Source organism: Myroides odoratimimus (assembly GCF_038039805.1).
Classification (GTDB): Bacteria; Bacteroidota; Bacteroidia; order Flavobacteriales; family Flavobacteriaceae; genus Flavobacterium; species Flavobacterium odoratimimum_B.
The window spans coordinates 269,354-288,791 of the sequence record NZ_JBBPHK010000001.1; the positions used below are offsets into that span (position 1 = coordinate 269,354).

General features: G+C 34.7%; 22 protein-coding genes. 9 read left to right on the forward strand and 13 right to left on the reverse strand.

Annotation, left to right across the window (positions count from 1 at the left end):
* Positions 1–15 precede the first annotated feature (15 nt).
* The 4 genes from AABL85_RS01215 to def all read right to left on the reverse strand — a co-directional run bounded on the left by AABL85_RS01215 (position 16) and on the right by def (position 2,213).
* Positions 16–393: a VOC family protein gene (locus AABL85_RS01215; RefSeq protein ID WP_341308873.1), complete on the reverse strand. Its 378-nt coding sequence runs from the start codon at positions 391–393 to the stop codon at positions 16–18.
* A gap of 82 nt (positions 394–475) precedes the next feature.
* Positions 476–892, reverse strand: coding sequence for a lipocalin family protein (locus AABL85_RS01220; RefSeq protein ID WP_286415088.1), 417 nt, complete (start codon positions 890–892; stop codon positions 476–478).
* A gap of 25 nt (positions 893–917) precedes the next feature.
* Positions 918–1,343: a lipocalin family protein gene (locus tag AABL85_RS01225; protein WP_041888261.1), complete on the reverse strand. Its 426-nt coding sequence runs from the start codon at positions 1,341–1,343 to the stop codon at positions 918–920.
* 291 nt (positions 1,344–1,634) lie between these two features.
* Positions 1,635–2,213, reverse strand: a complete 579-nt coding sequence (gene def, locus AABL85_RS01230) for a peptide deformylase (RefSeq protein WP_286415090.1) — start codon at positions 2,211–2,213, stop codon at positions 1,635–1,637.
* A 593-nt stretch (positions 2,214–2,806) separates the two neighbouring features.
* Between def and recA the strand changes: the two genes are divergently transcribed.
* Positions 2,807–3,811, forward strand: a complete 1,005-nt coding sequence (gene recA, locus AABL85_RS01235) for a recombinase RecA (RefSeq protein WP_006257865.1) — start codon at positions 2,807–2,809, stop codon at positions 3,809–3,811.
* Positions 3,812–3,935: 124 nt separating this feature from the next.
* Here recA and AABL85_RS01240 read toward each other — a convergent pair whose 3' ends face one another.
* Positions 3,936–4,076: a hypothetical protein gene (locus AABL85_RS01240; protein WP_341308874.1), complete on the reverse strand. Its 141-nt coding sequence runs from the start codon at positions 4,074–4,076 to the stop codon at positions 3,936–3,938.
* 148 nt (positions 4,077–4,224) lie between these two features.
* Here AABL85_RS01240 and AABL85_RS01245 point away from each other — a divergent pair, with 148 nt between their 5' ends.
* Entirely contained in the window at positions 4,225–5,106 is an 882-nt protein-coding gene (locus AABL85_RS01245) for a hypothetical protein (RefSeq protein WP_131540401.1), read from the forward strand.
* A 63-nt stretch (positions 5,107–5,169) separates the two neighbouring features.
* On the opposite strand, the gene AABL85_RS01250 is transcribed toward AABL85_RS01245, so the two are convergent.
* Positions 5,170–5,931: a lysophospholipid acyltransferase family protein gene (locus tag AABL85_RS01250; protein WP_131540400.1), complete on the reverse strand. Its 762-nt coding sequence runs from the start codon at positions 5,929–5,931 to the stop codon at positions 5,170–5,172.
* Positions 5,932–6,068: 137 nt separating this feature from the next.
* Here AABL85_RS01250 and trpS point away from each other — a divergent pair, with 137 nt between their 5' ends.
* On the forward strand, positions 6,069–7,049 hold the full coding sequence (gene trpS, locus AABL85_RS01255) for a tryptophan--tRNA ligase (RefSeq protein ID WP_286415094.1): 981 nt from the start codon (positions 6,069–6,071) through the stop codon (positions 7,047–7,049).
* Positions 7,050–7,118: 69 nt separating this feature from the next.
* Here trpS and dprA read toward each other — a convergent pair whose 3' ends face one another.
* Complete coding sequence (gene dprA / locus AABL85_RS01260) at positions 7,119–8,204, reverse strand: DNA-processing protein DprA (protein WP_341308940.1); 1,086 nt, start codon at positions 8,202–8,204, stop codon at positions 7,119–7,121.
* Positions 8,205–8,425: 221 nt separating this feature from the next.
* On the opposite strand from dprA, the gene AABL85_RS01265 reads away from it, so the two are divergent.
* From AABL85_RS01265 to AABL85_RS01275, 3 genes are all read left to right on the forward strand, one after another.
* Entirely contained in the window at positions 8,426–9,367 is a 942-nt protein-coding gene (locus AABL85_RS01265; protein WP_341308875.1) for an SPOR domain-containing protein, read from the forward strand.
* 80 nt (positions 9,368–9,447) lie between these two features.
* A complete protein-coding gene (locus tag AABL85_RS01270; RefSeq protein ID WP_006257871.1) occupies positions 9,448–9,960 on the forward strand; it encodes an acyl-CoA thioesterase in 513 nt (170 codons plus the stop codon).
* A 4-nt stretch (positions 9,961–9,964) separates the two neighbouring features.
* Complete coding sequence (locus AABL85_RS01275) at positions 9,965–10,753, forward strand: S1/P1 nuclease (RefSeq protein ID WP_006257872.1); 789 nt, start codon at positions 9,965–9,967, stop codon at positions 10,751–10,753.
* Between the two features lie 87 nt (positions 10,754–10,840).
* Here AABL85_RS01275 and AABL85_RS01280 read toward each other — a convergent pair whose 3' ends face one another.
* Positions 10,841–12,178, reverse strand: a complete 1,338-nt coding sequence (locus tag AABL85_RS01280; protein ID WP_341308876.1) for a hypothetical protein — start codon at positions 12,176–12,178, stop codon at positions 10,841–10,843.
* Positions 12,179–12,416: 238 nt separating this feature from the next.
* Here AABL85_RS01280 and hflX point away from each other — a divergent pair, with 238 nt between their 5' ends.
* Positions 12,417–13,649, forward strand: coding sequence for a GTPase HflX (gene hflX / locus AABL85_RS01285; RefSeq protein ID WP_006257874.1), 1,233 nt, complete (start codon positions 12,417–12,419; stop codon positions 13,647–13,649).
* A 262-nt stretch (positions 13,650–13,911) separates the two neighbouring features.
* Complete coding sequence (asnA, locus tag AABL85_RS01290; protein ID WP_131540396.1) at positions 13,912–14,916, forward strand: aspartate--ammonia ligase; 1,005 nt, start codon at positions 13,912–13,914, stop codon at positions 14,914–14,916.
* 50 nt (positions 14,917–14,966) lie between these two features.
* On the opposite strand, the gene AABL85_RS01295 is transcribed toward asnA, so the two are convergent.
* Genes AABL85_RS01295 through AABL85_RS01315 form a run of 5 tightly spaced genes read right to left on the reverse strand, consistent with a single transcriptional unit; the run spans position 14,967 to position 18,388 of the window.
* Positions 14,967–15,821: a DUF3078 domain-containing protein gene (locus AABL85_RS01295; RefSeq protein WP_286436620.1), complete on the reverse strand. Its 855-nt coding sequence runs from the start codon at positions 15,819–15,821 to the stop codon at positions 14,967–14,969.
* 56 nt (positions 15,822–15,877) lie between these two features.
* Positions 15,878–16,393: a DUF2480 family protein gene (locus AABL85_RS01300; RefSeq protein WP_131540394.1), complete on the reverse strand. Its 516-nt coding sequence runs from the start codon at positions 16,391–16,393 to the stop codon at positions 15,878–15,880.
* A gap of 2 nt (positions 16,394–16,395) precedes the next feature.
* Positions 16,396–16,716 (reverse strand): iron-sulfur cluster assembly protein, encoded by a 321-nt coding sequence (locus tag AABL85_RS01305; RefSeq protein WP_006257878.1) that lies wholly within the window; start codon positions 16,714–16,716, stop codon positions 16,396–16,398.
* An 11-nt stretch (positions 16,717–16,727) separates the two neighbouring features.
* The gene (locus tag AABL85_RS01310; RefSeq protein WP_286415103.1) at positions 16,728–17,147 is read right to left on the reverse strand and encodes a SufE family protein; all 420 of its coding nucleotides are present in this window, start codon (positions 17,145–17,147) and stop codon (positions 16,728–16,730) included.
* A 26-nt stretch (positions 17,148–17,173) separates the two neighbouring features.
* The gene (locus AABL85_RS01315; protein WP_131540392.1) at positions 17,174–18,388 is read right to left on the reverse strand and encodes an aminotransferase class V-fold PLP-dependent enzyme; all 1,215 of its coding nucleotides are present in this window, start codon (positions 18,386–18,388) and stop codon (positions 17,174–17,176) included.
* 188 nt (positions 18,389–18,576) lie between these two features.
* On the opposite strand from AABL85_RS01315, the gene AABL85_RS01320 reads away from it, so the two are divergent.
* Positions 18,577–19,434, forward strand: coding sequence for a heme/hemin ABC transporter substrate-binding protein (locus AABL85_RS01320; protein WP_341308877.1), 858 nt, complete (start codon positions 18,577–18,579; stop codon positions 19,432–19,434).
* Positions 19,435–19,438: the final 4 nt, after the last annotated feature.

Sequence of the window (19,438 nt, forward strand, 5' to 3'; positions counted from 1 at the left end):
TATATAACCTTATGATCAGATATTATGTGCTATACGCCACAGTACTCCAGAAGGATCTATTAATACGAAGTCTCTCATCTTCCACACTCTGTCTTCCACAGCTGTCAGTCGGATAGCATATTTTGACTGAAGATCTAGGTTTTGCAAATACGTGTACCAATCATCTGCACTCTCTACCTGCAAGTGAAACATTAGATTCTCCGCTGCCTCTTGATTATAAAAATTCTGTAAAAAGAACTTCTCGGTTCCACAGTCCAGCAGACACAGTTCTTCACTCTGCCATACTATCTTAAACCCAATAGCTGTATAGAACGCTTTAGACACCTCAAAGTCTTTACATGGGATAAACGACTTTAGCTCTACTACTGACAAATTAAGCTCTTTATGTTCCATAATCACATCTATATTATACTTACAAAAATAACGAAAGCTACCCTTTTGAGGTAGCTTTCGTTTATATAAATAATAGTAGTTCTTATTGTTTAGTGAACACTTCCGTCACACCATTAGCAGTAAGCTTTAATGTATTCTGATCTGTCACCTCATACGTAAACGTAGCAGACTTCACAGAAGTAGAATCAGTACCTACCATCGCTGTTTCGAAGATAACAGTATTGTCTATCATCTTCCATTTAGTAAATTCGTTAGCCTTGTCCTTGATAGCAGACATTGTCCCGTCCTCTTTTAGTTCGAAACCTTGTAGCAAGCTTGCATCTGCTCCATTTGGCTGCGTCCATGCACCTACCAAGTGTTTCATATCAAGAATTACAGGAGTAGACTCAGCTACTGTTTCTGTTGGTGTAGTTTCTTCCACTACTGGTGCTTCTGTCTGTTGTTTACAAGAAGCGAAAGCGATAGCTACAAAAGCTAAAGCAAGAACTGTTTGTTTCATTTGTACTTAAAAAATCTAAATTAGATTACTTTTTAGTGAATGAATCTTTTGATTCACCATTCACTAGGTTTAATGTTTTACCATCAACCACCTCAAATTGGTATGACACAGTATCTACACTAGATGTACCATTACCGATACTCTCTTGTTCTAAGAACAATTTATCTCCTTCTACCCACCACTTATTTGTTTTAAGCGTAGCCATATTAATAGAAGTAGCTGTTCCGTCCTCTTTTAGTTCGAATCCTTGTACTTCTTTATCATTAATAGGGTTTGGTTGTGTCCAAGACGCAACTAATACTGTAGTGTCCACAGCCTCAGGCGCTGTAGTCTCTTCTACTACTTCAGTAGTTGTTGTTTCTTCAGATACAGGAGCTTCAGTTTGTTGTTTACAAGAAGCGAAAGTGATAGCTACTAATGCAATAGCTAAAGTCATTTTTGTTAATTTCATAGCGATATAAATCTTTGTTTTTGTTGGATCAAATGTAGGATAGAGAAGTGTGAAAAAATAAAATTAAGAATAATTTAACCAACCTCGTAATGATAAGTAAAACAGTAAATTACAAATAAACTTTTCTTATAAAAATCGTTTTTTAGTTAAAAAAAGAACAGACCTCTTCTATTCATATTCTCAGAGGAGTACATAATCATATATACACTTTCTAAATCACTTTATTCTCACCTAATAATACCTTGTATGCAGAAAACAAAAAAGTCGCTATAAAGGCGACTTCTGTATTCCTTACAATTTCATTTTATAATCAGTAAATACCTTACCATTCATAATCTTATTAAGCTTTGTACCTATCAACTTTTTAGTCAATGAGCTTAATCGATCAGTAAATAAGACCCCTCTAGTATGGTCATACTCATGTTGTATAATACGCGCTGTAGTACCGTGGAACGTCTTAGTATGAGGTTTAAAATCTCTATCTAGATACTCTATCGTGATAGACCATGGACGTGTAACACGCTTAAAAATATCGGGAATACTTAGACATCCCTCTATCTCATCCCATGTCTCATCAGACTTACCGATAATACGTGCGTTGATAAACGTCTCGCGCATCCCTGTATCTCCCTCAGCGAAATTAGCTTTGCGCTCATCGTCTTCTGCATTCTCATACATCACTACACTATCTACTACGAATAGCTGTTTAGTCTCACCTATCTGAGGAGCTGCTAGCCCACATCCATAAGCATGCTCCATAGTCTCCCACATATTATCGATAAGCTTATTTAGATCTTCAGAACTGCTATCTATCATATCACAGTCTACTTTTAATATTTTATTTCCGTATGCTAATATTGGTAATTTCATTGTGTTTCTATTTGTTACAAAAGTCGGGATAAGTAACTTCCTACACAAAAAAACTAACCTTAAATAACATGAGTATGGTATAAGAAACTTAAAAACGAAAGACCAATCTTCCCATTAAGACATTAATTCAAACAAACTTACCCTCACCTCAAAAAAAATTTCTATCCTATATATTAGCGAAATCATAGAGATTAAAGATAAAGTTGACGAGTTTTAAAAAGCAAATAGTTCTCTTCTAATAAGGTCCTTAGCTTGCACTTTCGTGGAGATTGCCTGCACTTTTCTAGGAGTTTACTAGCCTAAAGAGCGCTTTTCTCGAAGAAAGGTGCAAGCAAACCTCAAGAAATCCCCTAGCATCTCGGTATAAAGCTATAGGTATGTGACCCATAAATACGCAGAACCAAGAGACAGCTAGCTCGAGTCGAATTGGCGTTAATGATAAAGAGATAAAAAACAACGCATTGCTATAAATTATATCATAGCAAAGAGAACACACCTCCCTGCTATAATTCATAGCATAATGATATAACTCTCTTGGACTGTAATTAATTTATATTACTTTTACATCAGTAAGAATCTAATTTTTATAAAAAATGAGTGCAGATAAAGAAGCAAAATTAAAAGCGTTACAACTTACACTTGATAAGTTAGACAAAACTTATGGTAAAGGAACAGTAATGAAGTTGGGAGATACTGCTGTAGAAGAGGTAGAAGTTATTTCTTCTGGATCACTAGGTATTGACCTTGCATTAGGTGTAGGAGGATTTCCTAGAGGAAGAATTATAGAGATATACGGTCCAGAATCATCAGGTAAGACGACTTTAACTTTACACGCTATCGCAGAAGCACAAAAAGCAGGTGGTATAGCAGCATTCATTGATGCGGAGCACGCTTTTGACCGTTTCTATGCACAAAAACTAGGTGTAGACATCGACAACTTAATTATATCTCAACCAGACAATGGGGAACAAGCATTAGAGATTGCGGAAAACCTAATCCGTTCTGGAGCTATTGACTTAGTAGTAATTGACTCTGTTGCTGCCTTAACTCCTAAGAGTGAAATCGAAGGAGAGATGGGAGATTCTAAAATGGGATTACACGCTCGTTTAATGTCTCAAGCTTTGAGAAAGTTAACTTCTACTATTAGCAAGACTAACTGTACTGTATTCTTCATTAACCAGTTACGTGATAAAATCGGTGTAATGTTCGGTAACCCTGAGACTACTACAGGAGGTAACGCATTGAAATTCTACGCTTCTGTACGTCTAGATATCCGTAAATCTACTCAGATCAAAGATGGTGAGAATGTGATCGGTAACAGAACGAAGGTAAAAATCGTTAAGAATAAAGTAGCACCTCCTTTCCGTACTGCTGAGTTTGACATCATGTATGGTGAAGGTATCTCTAAAGTAGGTGAAGTACTGGATATGGCTGTTGACTATGAAATCGTGAAGAAAAGCGGATCTTGGTTTAGCTACGGTGATACTAAATTAGGACAAGGTCGTGATGCTGTAAAATCAGTGATTAAAGACAACCCTGAACTAATGGAAGAACTTGAACAATTAATCAAGGACGAAATCAAAAATAAAGAAGCTTAATTGTTTCTATCCTTAAATACGAATCCCTTACAATGTTATTGTGAGGGATTTTTTTATATATCAACCTATAAATCCTGCTAGTGCAGTATATCGTAACGTCAATACTGCTATATACATAAAACCACTAACATAGAGTATTACAAGGAATTAGAAAAACTCCTTTACCTTCTGCAATGATAAACAACACAAATAGCCCTATTAGAATAGGTAAGCTACTAAATATTCCTCTCAATACAATTTTCTTATCATGTCTATCTAAAGCCATATATCTATTAATCAATACATAATAACGTTAAATAGTACAAAAAAAGTATTTCAACAACACCAACGCCTTTTAAATAATAATCCATTAACACTAGGCACTAAAAGAAGAATCACTTAATTTTGTTGTTCAATAAAACATAAAAAATAGTATGAAATTACGATTATTAGCACTCTTGCTAACAATTACAACCTTTATTAGCTGTGACGATCCGTTTAAAAGACATGATTTTTACCTGTCTAATCCGACTGATAAAGAGATTACAGTATCACTAGATGAAAAGAAATATACCTTAGCACCAAATACCTTTGAGGTACTAAAGCTAGATAATGGTATACACGAATTAGACTACAATGGACAAAAAAACAAGTTCAACGTATTCAAACAAAACTCTGGTGGTATCATCAACCCAACTTTAGAACCGCACTATATCTTCTCGATGGTATATGCTACAGAAGGCAACTTTGACAAATTTGGTTCTATTACAAGAGAAGTACTTATTGATAATGTACTCTATGAAGATAATATTAAATCGACTAATGCGCTTTTTATAGATAATAACCTATACAGATGTACCTATTTCTTAGGTGAAGAATATCCTGCAGAACAGATTACACATAATAAGAATGCAGTAGGTAACTTCTACAATAAATTCTTTACTAAAGCTGAGTTTATCGCTTTCTACGATGAAGATTTACCTGCAGAGAGCAAAGGTTTTCACCAACAGAACATGGTTGCTGGAGGCGAATGTACCATTACAGAACCAAACGCATTAGAACTAACATTACCTGACGTACCACAACAAGATGTAATTGCTTCTTATCAGCAAGAGATAGCATTAGTAGAAGAATTTAAAGCTTCAACAGATGCAGGTCGTCAAAAAGAAATTCAAAAAGCACTGTTTGATTTATCTATGAGCCGTTCTAAACTTGATATTAATTACAGTAAATTATCACCTGAACAAAACCAATCTATGAATGACTTCGTTCATGCTAGTGGTAGAATTTCAGGAGCAGGTATCATACAACTGTGAATCCATAAACCACACTATAACTAAAAAAGCGGTGAGATCTTCGTTGTCTCACCGCTTTTTGCATTATTTCGCTTTATACTCCTTCTCCCATTCTAGCACAGGATCATATAATAGATTAAAAGCTGTATCTCTTACTTCTTTTTTGTTCTCTAGGGTCAGCCCTTTCGTTTCTATACAAGGAAATATCTTAACTGGTACCACTCCTGGGTGGCCTATCCCCCATACAAAAGGAAAATAATGTCTCAATCTACCAAATGCTAAAGGAGCTATCGGTATCTGATGATCTATAGCTAGCCGAAAAGCACCATCCTTAAAACTGTCTAGTATGATCGTTCTATCATCTGTCACTCCGCCTTCAGGAAAAATGCAGATGCTCAGCCCTCTACTTAGACGCTCTTGTGCACTGTCGAATACTTGCTTCTTACTTCTTGCATCCTTTCTATCTACTAGAATACAGGCACGTTTATAAAAGAACCCAAACACTGGAATACTCGATAATTCTTTCTTCCCTACAAAGACAAAAGGATTGTCCTTTACAAGAATAAGCATCATCATAATGTCTAACATCGAAGTATGATTAGCAATAAACATATAACTCTTCCCTCTCTCTAGCGGAGTTTCTTCTTCTATCTTATACCTCATCCCTATGCCGTAAAATACGAGAATAGCCCAGATACGAGCTACTTTAAAAAACTGAGGATATGTCTTCTCTGATCCAATCGTTATCAATAAAAAAGGAGATAATATTAAAATAACGATTACCATCCAGATATAAAACCACAGTCGCCAAAGTGAACTGAAAAACACACTTATACTTTTCACCATTTGTATTACAAATTCTATCTTTTACTAACTTCAAAAATAAACAATTCTAACACCATATAACTACATTGACTAGTAAAAACAAGGCAAATAAACTTCAATTCGCTTATCTTTGCTTTTTAAATAATTAATATCACGCAATGGCTAAAATTCTAACAGGAGTTCAAAGTACAGGAACTCCACACTTAGGGAATCTTTTAGGAGCTATTCTACCAGCAGTAGAAATGGCAAACAAAAAAGAGAATGAGTCTTTTATTTTTATTGCGAACTTGCACTCTGCAACGCAAATTAAGGACGCTAAAACTTTACAAGAAAATACCTATAGTGTTGCGGCTACTTGGCTTGCTTGTGGTGTAGACGTTAATCATGTAACTTTTTACCGCCAGTCAGATGTACCGCAAACAACTGAGCTTACTTGGTACTTAAGTTGCTTCTTTCCATACCAACGTCTAACATTAGCTCATTCGTTTAAAGATAAGGCAGATGTTTTATCTGATGTTAATGCAGGGTTATTTACTTACCCAATGTTGATGGCAGCGGATATCTTACTATACGATGCAGAATTCGTACCAGTAGGAAAAGACCAAATGCAACATTTAGAGATTACACGTGATGTAGCATCTCGTTTTAATCACCAAATGGGAGAAACTTTTGTATTACCAGAGGTAAAAATCCAAGAGGAAGTAATGGTAGTACCCGGTACAGATGGAAACAAAATGTCTAAGTCTAGGCACAATACCATCAATATCTTCCAAACTGATAAAGTATTGAGAAAAGAGGTTATGAGCATCGAGACAGATAGTACTCCTCTAGAGGATCCAAAGAACCCTGATACTTGTAATGTATTCACGATCTATAAACTATTAGCTACTCCAGAACAAATAGAAGCGATGAGAGCTAAATACTTAGGAGGTAACTATGGTTATGGACATGCAAAACAAGAACTTTTCGAACTTATCGTTGAGAAGTTTAAAGATATTCGTGAGAAATACGAGTACTATATCAACAACTTAGAAGAAGTAGATCGTCTATTAGGGATCGGTGCAGAGAAAGCGTCTGTGATCGCTACAGGAACTCTAAATAAAGTAAGAGAGAAATTAGGTTACGGAAGTGCTAAATAGTCTTCTATACCCTTTCTTAAGATATCTTATAAGCCTTACCTCTGTGTAAGGCTTATGTATTTATCGCTATTATACAAGCTCAAAATACTTACCTGGCAATGGCCTTACTACACCCAGCATTTCTAAATTAAGCAGGATACTACTTACCTTATAAATCGGTAGAGAACAGCTGAGTGCTATAATATCTAATAACTCACGATCATGCTTACTCAAATAATTAACTATCAACTGTTCATCAGGATTGAGATCTAGAAACAGTTGGGGTTGAATAACTTTAGGCGCTTTAGCTTGAGCATCCCAGTTTAGGGTTTCAACAATCTCTTTAGCAGAAGTTAATAATTGAGCTTTATTCTTTTGAATAAGATGATTGCAACCTGCACTCATAATATCACCCACTCTCCCAGGAACAGCAAAAACGTCTCTGTTATAATCATTAGCAAAGGTCACTGTAGACATAGAGCCTCCCTTAATAGCACTTTCAATAACAATAGTAGCCTGAGACATCCCTGCGACAATGCGATTGCGTTGAATAAAGTTCTCTCTATCTACCTTACTGCTCACCCAAAACTCGGATAGACAAGCCCCACCCTGTTCTTCAATACGCCTAGCTACCGCCGTGTGAACATCAGGATAAATTCTATTCAACCCATGTCCAAGAACAGCATAAGTATCTAAACCATTATCTAAAGCTGCTATATGTGCGGTAATATCTACTCCGTAGGCTAGACCGCTCACAATAATGGGGTTATACGACTTTAGATCACTTATTAATTCCATACAGATTTCCACACCTCTTTTGCTTGGATTACGTGTCCCTATAAAGCTAATAACCTTTCTATTGTCTAAACTGATACTAGGTACTGTGCTAAATAACAATAAAGGGCTATCCTCACACTCTTTCAATAAAGTGGGGTAACAACTATCTGTATAATCAAAACAAGACAAGTGATACTTCTCAATGTTTTTTAATTCTTGTTCGGCTCTTTTTAAGACATTGTTATCTTGAAGACTTCTCCATAACATACTACCAATCCGATGTACAGCAATGACATCCTTTTCTTTGGCTAAAAAGACTGCTTTAGGAGAACCGAAGTACTCTAATAATCGCTTAGCTGTTATTGGACCAACTCCCACAGTCGATTGTAATGCCAACATATAAAATAACGTTTCTTCTTCCATAGGTAAATTGGTAATCAATTATAGTATTTGTATCTTCACTTCACAGCCTCAAAAACCTATCCAATATCACGTCAAGCCACGATATTCTTTCATTTGTTTTAGAAATATAACTTACTATAGATAAAAAAGTTATAGGTTGTTAAAAATAATAGTGAATATTTTTTTGATTAGTTATTGTTTAATGTAATTTTGTCTTTATGAAGATCGAAAAATACATATCAGCTTTGCTTTATAGATACCAGTGTGTAATCATTCCTGGTTTTGGAGCTCTATTGACAGAAATCAAGTCATCATATTACAGTGAGGAGAAACAATGTTTCTTCCCTCCACAGAAGAGTCTTTCTTTTAATGCGAATATTAAGCATAACGATGGGTTATTAGCTAATCATATCGCTGTAGAAGAGAATATCTCTTATGATGAAGCTGTTTTATTAATCAATCAGAATATTAAAGGATGGGAAGTAGAGTTGAGCAATATCGGTAGTCTAGAATTACTGAATGTAGGTGTATTCCAAACAAACTCTGAAGGTAATCTAGTATTCGAACCTGCTTCTAATAGCAATTACTTAATGACCTCTTTTGGTCTGTCTACAGTAATGGCAAAGACGATAGAGCGATCTCCTATCATACCACTTGCTGAAACTGTTACTGTACCTACTGTTAAAACAAATAAAAAGTATACTTTCTTTAAATATGCTGCTGTAGTAGCTTTATTTATCAGTACAGCTGGAGTATTTGTAAACAAAGGATATGAAGCCTACTTAAATGATGAGGCATATACTGTAAGTAAAAATGTTCAGAGTAAAGTAGAAAATAAAATACAACAAGCGACCTTTATCATAGAACCTACAGCCACTACTATCTCTATTCCAGTAAAAGAAGAAGAGGAGCTTATAGAAGAGACAGTAAGTACCCCTTACCACGTTATCGCATGTGCTTTTAGATCAGAACAAACATCTCTATCTGAGGCTAAGAAACTACAGAAAAAAGGGTATGAAGGTGCAAAAGCACTATCTCGTACAAAATATGGAGTCTACCCTGTCTCTTATGGTAGCTATACGACTCAACAAGAGGCTCAGCGAGAAATGAGAAAAATACATAATACTGTCAATATTGATGCTTGGATTTTAGTACAATAAATAGTTAAAACATATATCCCGAATCTGAAAAGGTTCGGGATTTTTATTTAATGTGCCTATATTTGTCGAAAATAATAACAATGGAAGCAAAATTAGTATCTGAATCAGCTACTTTAATGACAGACTTAGTTCTACCAGGAGAGACTAACCCACTTAATAATATGTTCGGTGGAGAATTATTAGCTCGTATGGATAGAGCTGCTGGTATCGCTGCTAGAAGACACTCGCGCAGAGTATGTGTTACGGCATCAGTGAACCACGTCGCTTTTAACAGACCCATTCCTCTAGGAAGTGTAGTAACTGTGGAGGCTAAAATATCTCGCTCATTTAACTCATCTATGGAAGTGTACTTAGATGTATGGATCGAAGACAGAGAATCAGGAATAAAGAAAAAAGCAAATGAAGCTATCTATACATTCGTAGCTGTAGATGATACAGGTCATCCTGTAGCTATCCCTGAGCTAATACCTGAAACAGATTTAGAGAAAGAAAGATACATCGGAGCCTTAAGACGTAAACAGTTGAGTTTAGTTATCGCAGGAAAGATGAAACCAAGTGATGCTACAGAACTTATAGCTCTATTTAACGAATAATATTATGAAGAAATTATTATCCCTATTTGTAGTTGCATTCTTTGCATTACAGACAGCTAATGTATTTGCTTGGGGTACTACTGGTCACAGAGTAGTAGCTGAATTAGCAGAAAGAAACCTAAGCAAAAAAGCTAAAAAACAATTAAAAGAAATCATTGGCAACCAACAATTAGCGTATTGGGCTAACTGGCCAGACTTTTTAAAGTCAGATCCTTCTTGGAAGTTCGCAGATAGCTGGCACTATATCAATATGCCTGGTGATCTAGATAGACAAGCATTCGATAAAGAACTAGCGAACTCTACAGATGAAAACTTATATAAAAGAGCTCTTATCCTTATCGAAGAGTTAAAAGACAAGAATCTTCCGTTAGCAAAAAAACAAGAGAATCTGTACTTCTTAATCCATATCATCGGTGATGCTCATCAACCACTACACATCGGTAGACCAGAAGATCTTGGTGGAAATAGAGTAAAGATAGAATGGTTTAGAAAAGCAACTAACTTACACAGTCTATGGGACTCTGCTCTAGTTGATTTCGATAAATACAGCTATACAGAATATGCTACTGTACTAGATGTACACGGTGCTAACTACAATCAAAAAATCACTTCTGGTACATTAGAAGATTGGATCTATGATTCGTACACGATGGCGAATAAACTATATGCTAGTGTAGAGCCTGAAGAGTCTCTAAGCTACAGATACCACTTTGATCACAAAGACAACGTAGAAAGTCAATTACTAAAAGGAGGATTAAGATTAGCTAAAATCTTAAATGACATCTTTAAATAACACATATCTAAAGCATACAGAAAAGGCGAAGTAATGATACTTCGCCTTTTCTTATTTAGTGCTAAAACTAGCTTATTTACATTTAAATTATCGACTATAACTAGATCTAGACGATGAAGATGAACTACTGCTTCCTCCTCTACTGTAGCCTGATGAGCTACTTCCAGAAGATGAGCGGCTATAGTTACTACTTGATGAGCTACTAGGGTAAGAACTACTAGACGAACGACTGTAGCTACTATTGCTAGAACTACTCGGATAAGATGAGCTACCTCTACTATAACTAGATCTAGATGATGAGTTACTAGGATAAGATGAACTACTAGACGAACGACTATAACTACTATTGCTAGAGCTACTAGGATAAGATGAACTTCCTCTACTATAACTAGATCTAGAATAAGAGGAATTATTAGACGATGAGCTCGCATTACTAGAAGAGTTACCTCTACTGTAGCTAGAACGAGAATTGTTGCTTCCTGTATTCGATATCGCCTCTCCTCTATTATAAGAACTAGAACCAGTATTATCTGTAGAACTACTACCTCTACTGTAACTAGAACGAGAGTTACTGTTTCCATTACTAGATGTACTACTATTATCCGTATAAGCAGATCTTCTGTAATTTGGGTTCTGGTTACTGTCTACTGAATATTCACTTCGTGAGTTAGAGCTACCTCTAGTATTGGTTAAATCTTTTCTATTATAAAAACTATCCTCACTATATCTGGTTCTAAAAGATTGATTAGGATTTTGCCTTTCATAAGAAGATTGAGCCACCCCTTGATACATATTCTGAGCCTGTGTGCTGTATCGGTTACTTGAATAATAGTAATTATTATAATGATTAATCTGAATATTAACATGGCTCATGTATCGATCAGTGCTGTATGGCGAATAATGATAATAATAATCAGGGTAATACCCCCACCCCCAAGATGAGTGATATGCTCTGTAATTACTAGTCCAGAATAAAGTAAACATAGGTGGTCTACTTAAATAAACAGGCTCATAAATATAATTAGGTCCATAGAGATAAGAGTTTCCAACTACCTGCATTAATACAACATTTTCTCTTGTATCTTTTTCTACTTCAATAGTTGCTACATCTTGAAAAAGATCCTTACCTAATACAGCTTGAATCACAATAAGGTGTGTTCTTCCTTCCACTAATTCCACAACTCGTAGATAATCTACATAACCATCTCTATTTAAGTCAAGGTTATTAATTCTCAAATTAGGGTCATTCAGTCTAAATTCAAAATCAGATAAATCTTTAGACTCTCCAAATATAGAAGCTACAGCTTGAAGGTCTAAATTATCACTAATGTCATAGTTATTAGCTGTTACGACAGCTCTCTGTCCAAAACTTAAAGCTCCAGTAAGAGAAAAAATAACTAGAAATATATATTGTATTATTTTCATTTCAAAAAGTATAAAATGTTATCACTTCTTCTATAATGGCAAAAAATGTACCATAACAATCTATAGCAAGATACTGAAAAACAAAGAGTAAAACTTATTTGATTTCATAAAAAGAGTAAATGTTTTCATAATATTCCACATTTCAAGGGTAGTGATAACAAATTAAAAGACAGTATTTTAAAGTATCTTCTTATTTAGTCTTACAATTTTAGTAATTTTGCACTATAATATAGTTTATATGATTGATAGAGAAGAAATAAATTTTGAACGTTCTGTAATCGTTGGAATCATTACACAAGATCAAGATGAATCAAAGCTAAATGAGTATTTAGACGAATTAGAGTTTTTGACATTTACAGCAGGAGGACAAGTATATAAGCGTTTTACACAGAAAATGGACAAGCCGAATCCTAAGACCTTTGTTGGTACTGGGAAGATGCAAGAAATTCATAATTATATTGTAGAGAACGATATTCATACCGTGATATTCGATGATGAACTATCGCCTGCTCAACAAAAGAATATTTCTAGGGAATTAGACTGTAAAGTACTAGATCGTACTAACTTAATCCTAGATATCTTTGCTCAAAGAGCACAAACTTCTTATGCAAGAACTCAAGTAGAACTAGCACAATTCCAGTATTTATTACCAAGGCTATCTGGTATGTGGACTCACTTAGAGAGACAACGTGGAGGTATTGGGATGAGAGGTCCTGGAGAGACAGAGATAGAAACAGATAGACGTATCGTACGTGACCGTATTACCCTTTTAAGAGATAAACTAAAGGTAATCGATAAGCAAATGGCTTCTCAAAGAGGAAACCGTGGAGCGATGGTACGTGTAGCATTGGTAGGATATACTAACGTAGGGAAGTCTACACTGATGAATGCTGTAGGTAAAAGTGAAGTATTCGTAGAGAATAAGTTGTTTGCAACATTAGATACAACTGTACGTAAAATCGTAATTGGCAACTTGCCATTCTTATTGTCAGATACTGTAGGTTTTATTCGTAAACTACCTACTCAGTTGGTTGAGTCATTCAAAAGTACCTTAGATGAAGTAAGAGAAGCAGATCTATTATTACACGTAGTAGATATTTCTCACCATGACTTCGTAGATCACATCGAATCTGTAAATGAGATTCTTAAGGATATCAAGAGTAATGACAAGCCTACTATTATGATATTTAACAAAATAGATGCTTATCAACCAGAGAGAATAGAAGAGGATGATCTAATGACAGAACGCACTTCAAAACACTATTCGATAGAAGAGTGGAAGAAGACTTGGATGAATAAAGTAGGTGAAAACAATGCTATTTTTATCTCTGCAACAAACAAAGAAAACTTTGAAGAGTTTAGAAAGAAAGTGTATGAAGCAGTACGTGAAATCCACATTACACGTTTCCCTTATAACAACTTTTTATTCCCGGATTATGACCATTTAATTGAATCTTCAGAAGAAGAATAAAATATTTGTTTATAAATTAATTAGTAAAAGAAGATTAGATAATAATATTTTTTCTATTTTTACACTATTGCTAAAAAGCTGATTATATGTATTTATCAATGAACAATAATTTCTCTAATAATAATTTGAATCGTTTCTACGACTCAAAGAGGAATCCTATTGGCATTGATTTAAGTTAATTATATATTATTTCATTATCCGTTTAAAGGCTCCTCTCTGAGGAGCCTTTTTTATTTTAAAACAAATTCAAAAACAAAAAATCATGAGCAAAAAAGAAATTTTACAAACAGAAAAATCCATTGCATTAGTCAAAGAACAATTCTCTAAAGGACTATGTGATGCACTTAATCTATATCCTATATCATCACCTATGATTGTAAATGAAGGCACAGGAATTAATGATGATCTAAATGGTATAGAACGTCCAGTATCATTCCCTGTAAAATTTCTAAACAACAATCGCGGCGTAGTAGTACATTCATTAGCAAAATGGAAAAGAATTAGACTACAAGAACTAGAATTAGATGCTCATGAAGGAATTCTAACAGATATGAAAGCCCTTCGTCCAGATGAGGATAGCAGTCCTATACACTCTATCTATGTCGATCAATGGGACTGGGAATTACGCATTGAAAAATCTGATAGAACTCTAAGTTATTTGAAAAATATAGTACGTTCAATCTATCAAACATTGCTAGACACAGAACACAGAATATATGAAGAACTAGGAATAGAACCTATCCTGCCTAAAAAACTATCTTTTATCCATTCTGAGCAACTTTTACAACTATACCCTACTCTTACTTCAAAAGAAAGAGAACATGCAATAGCGAAAGAATATGGAGCTGTTTTTATTATAGGAATTGGAGGAAAGCTATCTAATGGACACCCACATGATAGTCGATCAGCCGACTATGACGATTGGACTACTCCTACAGAAGATGGTTATAAAGGGTTGAATGGAGATTTACTAGTATGGAACCCCGTTCATGGTAAATCACTAGAACTATCTTCTATGGGAATTAGAGTAGATAAAGAAGCTTTAGAGCATCAATTAGAGTTAGCAGGAGCTTTAGATAAAAAATCGTTGCTATATCACAGTTTACTTCTTGAGGACAAGTTACCTCTTTGTATAGGTGGAGGTCTAGGTCAATCAAGAATTTGTATGTTTTTATTACGTAAAAAACATATTGGAGAAGTACAAGCAAGTATTTGGCCAGAAGAAGTAAGAAAAGATGCAGAACAAAAAGGAATAAACCTATTATAAAAAAAGAAAAGGTTGGCGAATGCCAACCTTTTTACTTTGTATTTATTCTATTAGAAGTTGTAGTTTACTCCTACACCTACCATCTCTCTAACTTGGAAGCCTTTATAAGCTAAGTCATCGTAGATTGTTTGGAATGTAAAGTTTGTAGAAAGATATTTATTAATCTTCATCACTACATTCAACTGATAATCAATTACCACATTCTCTGGTTTTTTCAAATAGTTAGAATATAAGTTTAAGATATTCTCAACAGATACATTCTCCATAATGTCGAATTTGTAGTATCCATTAACTGACATCCCCAGTTGGTATTTCATTGATTTACCTTTTTCGACACCAAAAGCATCACCAAACTCTGTAAAGTGGTCATGAACTAAAATGAAACGTGAAGTAGCAGGTGCAATATTCACTTTCAAATTATCACTCTTTTTCCACAACATACCAGGTCCTACTTGTAAATAAGCTGGAGACATAAAGTGTGAGTTGTATACTCCATCTTTATCTATCCCTCTATCCATCTGAGTCTTGAAATTCAAGAATGCAGAATAGAACCAGTTACCTTCAGCCTTTTTACCTAGCAATGAGTTAAACTCTAGTTTATCATCAGTTTTCTTCTGATCTTGCCCTTTTAACTTAGTAAGACCGTAACTAGCAATTATTTTATTATCCCAGTTCCAATCACCTTGTTTGTAATTGAAATCATAATTTACTTTTAAACTTCCAGATACGTTATTATCTCCACCAGCTTGCCAATTTGAGAAGCTAGATTGGTTAAGTAAAAAAGTAAAATTACCTGTTCTTGTCCATGGGCTAACAGCTTCTGTTGCCGCATTAGCCTCAGTTTCCTGAGCCTGAGCCGAATACACTGCTAAGAAAGCGCACACTCCTAATAAAAGTCTCTTCATATTGTTAAAATTTTAATCAAAAATAATAACAATAAGTTAAAATAGCAAAGAATGGACTACTTTTTAATTGTACGTTTATACACAGGTACAGCAGAACATGCTTCTCCAAACATCACTGAACGTGCGTGATTCATCATTAATTGGGTTGCTAAAACATACGCCTCCTCAGGAATTTCCTTCTTTGAACAACCTTTAATTATCACTGGTAAATCCGCATATTGAGAATAATCTAAAGAAAATAACAATTCTTGATAAATAGACTTTTCTAAATGTGCTCTATCACCTAAAAATATACGTTTGGCAACAGGTTGAAGATGACTTGTCAAAAGCATATATGCCCATCCTGGAAGAATAGCATCTGTAGAACAGAACAATCCTACGTAAGCATTCTCATAAAGAGACCAATCTACTTCTTTTAATGCAGCTCTGAATTCTTTCTCTCTAAGTACAAAACCCTCATATAACCACTGTGCTATATCGATATCCATACGAGGATTCGTAGGATATAGCTCTTCTAGGTCAAAAACTCTTAGAGCGCTATTAGCAACTTTATTTACAATTTCCCCTTCCATAATTAAAGCATTCCCAATTCTAGCTTAGCCTCTTCACTCATTAAATCTTTTGTCCAAGAAGGCTCAAAAGTTAATTCAATCTCAACACTTTTTACATTGTCTATTGATCGTACCTTTTCCTCTACTTCCATTGGTAGAGTCTCTGCTACAGGACAGTTAGGTGAAGTTAATGTCATAAGAATCTTAACATCATAATTCTCATTAACAAAAACATCATAAATTAATCCTAGCTCATATATATCTACAGGAATCTCTGGGTCATAAATAGTTTTAAGAACCTTAACTATATTCTCCCCTAATTGTTGTACATCTACTTCTTCCATACTCTATAAATTTATTGTTTAGCTTGATAAGCTAAAGCATACATTTTAATTTGTTTTATCATTGAAACTAATCCATTTGCTCTAGTTGGAGACAAATGTTCTTTTAGACCTATCTCGTCAATAAAAGACATATCCGCATTTAGGATATCTTCTGTTCTCTGTCCTGAAAAAACTCGAATCAGAATAGCAATAATTCCTTTCGTTAGAATAGCATCACTATTTGCTGTAAAAACGACCTTGTCGTCTTGTAACTCAGCATGTAACCACACTTGTGATTGACATCCCTTAATCAAGTTCTCTTCTACTTGATATTGAGGATCGATTAACGGAAGACTTTTTCCTAATTCAATAATATATTCATAACGTTGCATCCAATCGTCGAACATTGAAAAATCGTCAATTATCTCTTCTTGAATTTCTTTAATTGTCATATCGTTATATTTTCTTTATTTACTTATTATGATAACATCATTTGTGCTTTCTTCACTGCTTCTACTAACACATCGATTTCCTCTTTCGTATTATAGAAAGCAAATGAAGCTCTAATTGTACCTGGAATGCCAAAAAAGTCCATAATAGGTTGCGTACAATGATGTCCTGTACGTACCGCTACACCAAGTTTATCTACAATAACTCCAACATCATAAGGATGAATACCTTCTAGATTAAAAGAAATCACTGAAGTCTTCTCTTTAGCAGTCCCATATATTTTAAGTCCTTCTATTTCAGATAAACGCTTCGTTCCATACTCTAAAAGCTCATGTTCATAAGCAGCTATTTTATCAAACCCTATTCCGTTTAGATAATCTAAAGCAACTCCTAATACAATTCCTCCAGCAATATTCGGCGTACCTGCCTCAAATTTGTGTGGTAAACATGCATACGTTGTTTTCTCAAAAGTCACAGTCTTGATCATCTCTCCTCCTCCTTGATAAGGTGGTAATTTATTTAACCATGCTTCTTTTCCATAAAGAACACCAGTTCCTGTTGGTCCACACACCTTATGACCTGAGAACACATAGAAATCACAATCTAGGTCTTGTACATCAGGTTTAATATGCGGTGTTGCTTGAGCACCATCGATTAAAACAGCAGCTCCTACTTGATGCGCTTTAGCTATAATTTCCTTAATTGGGTTAATAGTTCCAAGCGCATTAGAAATATGGGTTACAGCTACTATTTTTGTATTAGAACTTAATAGCTTGTCGAATTCTTCCATAATTAAATCACCATCCTGATTCATTGGAATAACTTTCAATGTAGCACCTGAACGTTCACAAGCGAACTGCCATGGCACAATATTAGAATGGTGCTCCATAGCGGAGATAAGTACCTCATCACCTTCCTTAAGCAGACTACCAAAACCACTTGCTACCAAGTTTATTCCAAACGTAGTCCCTGCTGTAAACAGTACTTCATAATCATGCTTAGCATTCACATGAGCTTGTACTTTTTTACGAGCTTCTTCATACGCATCCGTAGCCAATTGACTAAGTGTATGCACACCTCTATGAATATTTGCATTGATAGTTTCGTAATATTTAACAATTGCATCCTCTACCACTTTTGGCTTTTGTGCAGTAGCTGCGTTGTCAAAATAAACTAAAGGCTTGCCATTTACTGATTGAGTAAGAATTGGAAAATTCTTACGTACCTCCTTTATATCTAACATATTACTTTTCATTTAATTAAAAATACTCGTCATACTTCTTTAGTATGCAAATGTAAAAGCAAAGATAAGGATAACTATACTTTAGCCTACTAAATATTAATTTAAAATTAATCTAAATATGTTTTGTAACGCGTAAAAAAGATTCTATTTTTGCCATAATTTAGAACTATTTCAAATAAACAACTCAAATGAAAAAACTAACAGCTTTATTCCTAATCGTTACAGCAATGATGAGCTGTAACTCTAAAAAAAAACAAGAGTCTACACCAGTTGAAACGACTCAAGTAAAAGAAAGAATTATTTCTCTAAATGGAGCAATTACAGAAACGCTTGTTGCACTTGGAGAAAAAGAAAATATAATAGCAGTAGACGTAACTAGCACTTATCCTGAAGACATTAAAACAACAGCTCAAGATCTAGGACATACTTCTAAAATATCAATTGAAAGCATTATGGCGTTAAAACCAACGGTTATATATGCAACAGAAAAAGACCTTAACGACGATTTCAAAAGTCAATTAGAAAAGACAAAAATCCGCTTAGAAGTTATTAAACAAGAGTTCACTTTAGAAGGAACTAAGACATTAATAAAAACTGTAGCTCAGTCATTAAACAATGAAAACTACCAATCGCTTCTAGACAAAATAGATCAAGACTTACAAGGTCTTCCTTCTTTTGAAAACAAACCTAAAGTATTGTTTATCTATGCTCGTGGTGCTGCTACCCTTCTAGTTGCAGGAGATAAAACACCTGTAAACAATATTGTAGATCTAGCAGGAGGACAAAACGCAGTAACAGAATTTGAGGATTTCAAACCTCTTACACCAGAATCATTACTAAACAGTAACCCAGACTATATCCTAATGTTCACAACAGGATTACAAAGTATGGGAGGTATCGATGGAGTATTAAAAATCGATGGTATCAACAAAACTAATGCTGGTAAAAACAAAAAAGTAATTGCGATGGATGGCTTATTATTAAGTGGATTCGGTCCAAGAGTAGGCCAAGCAGCAAAAGAATTAAATCAACTACTATCTGAATAAATTA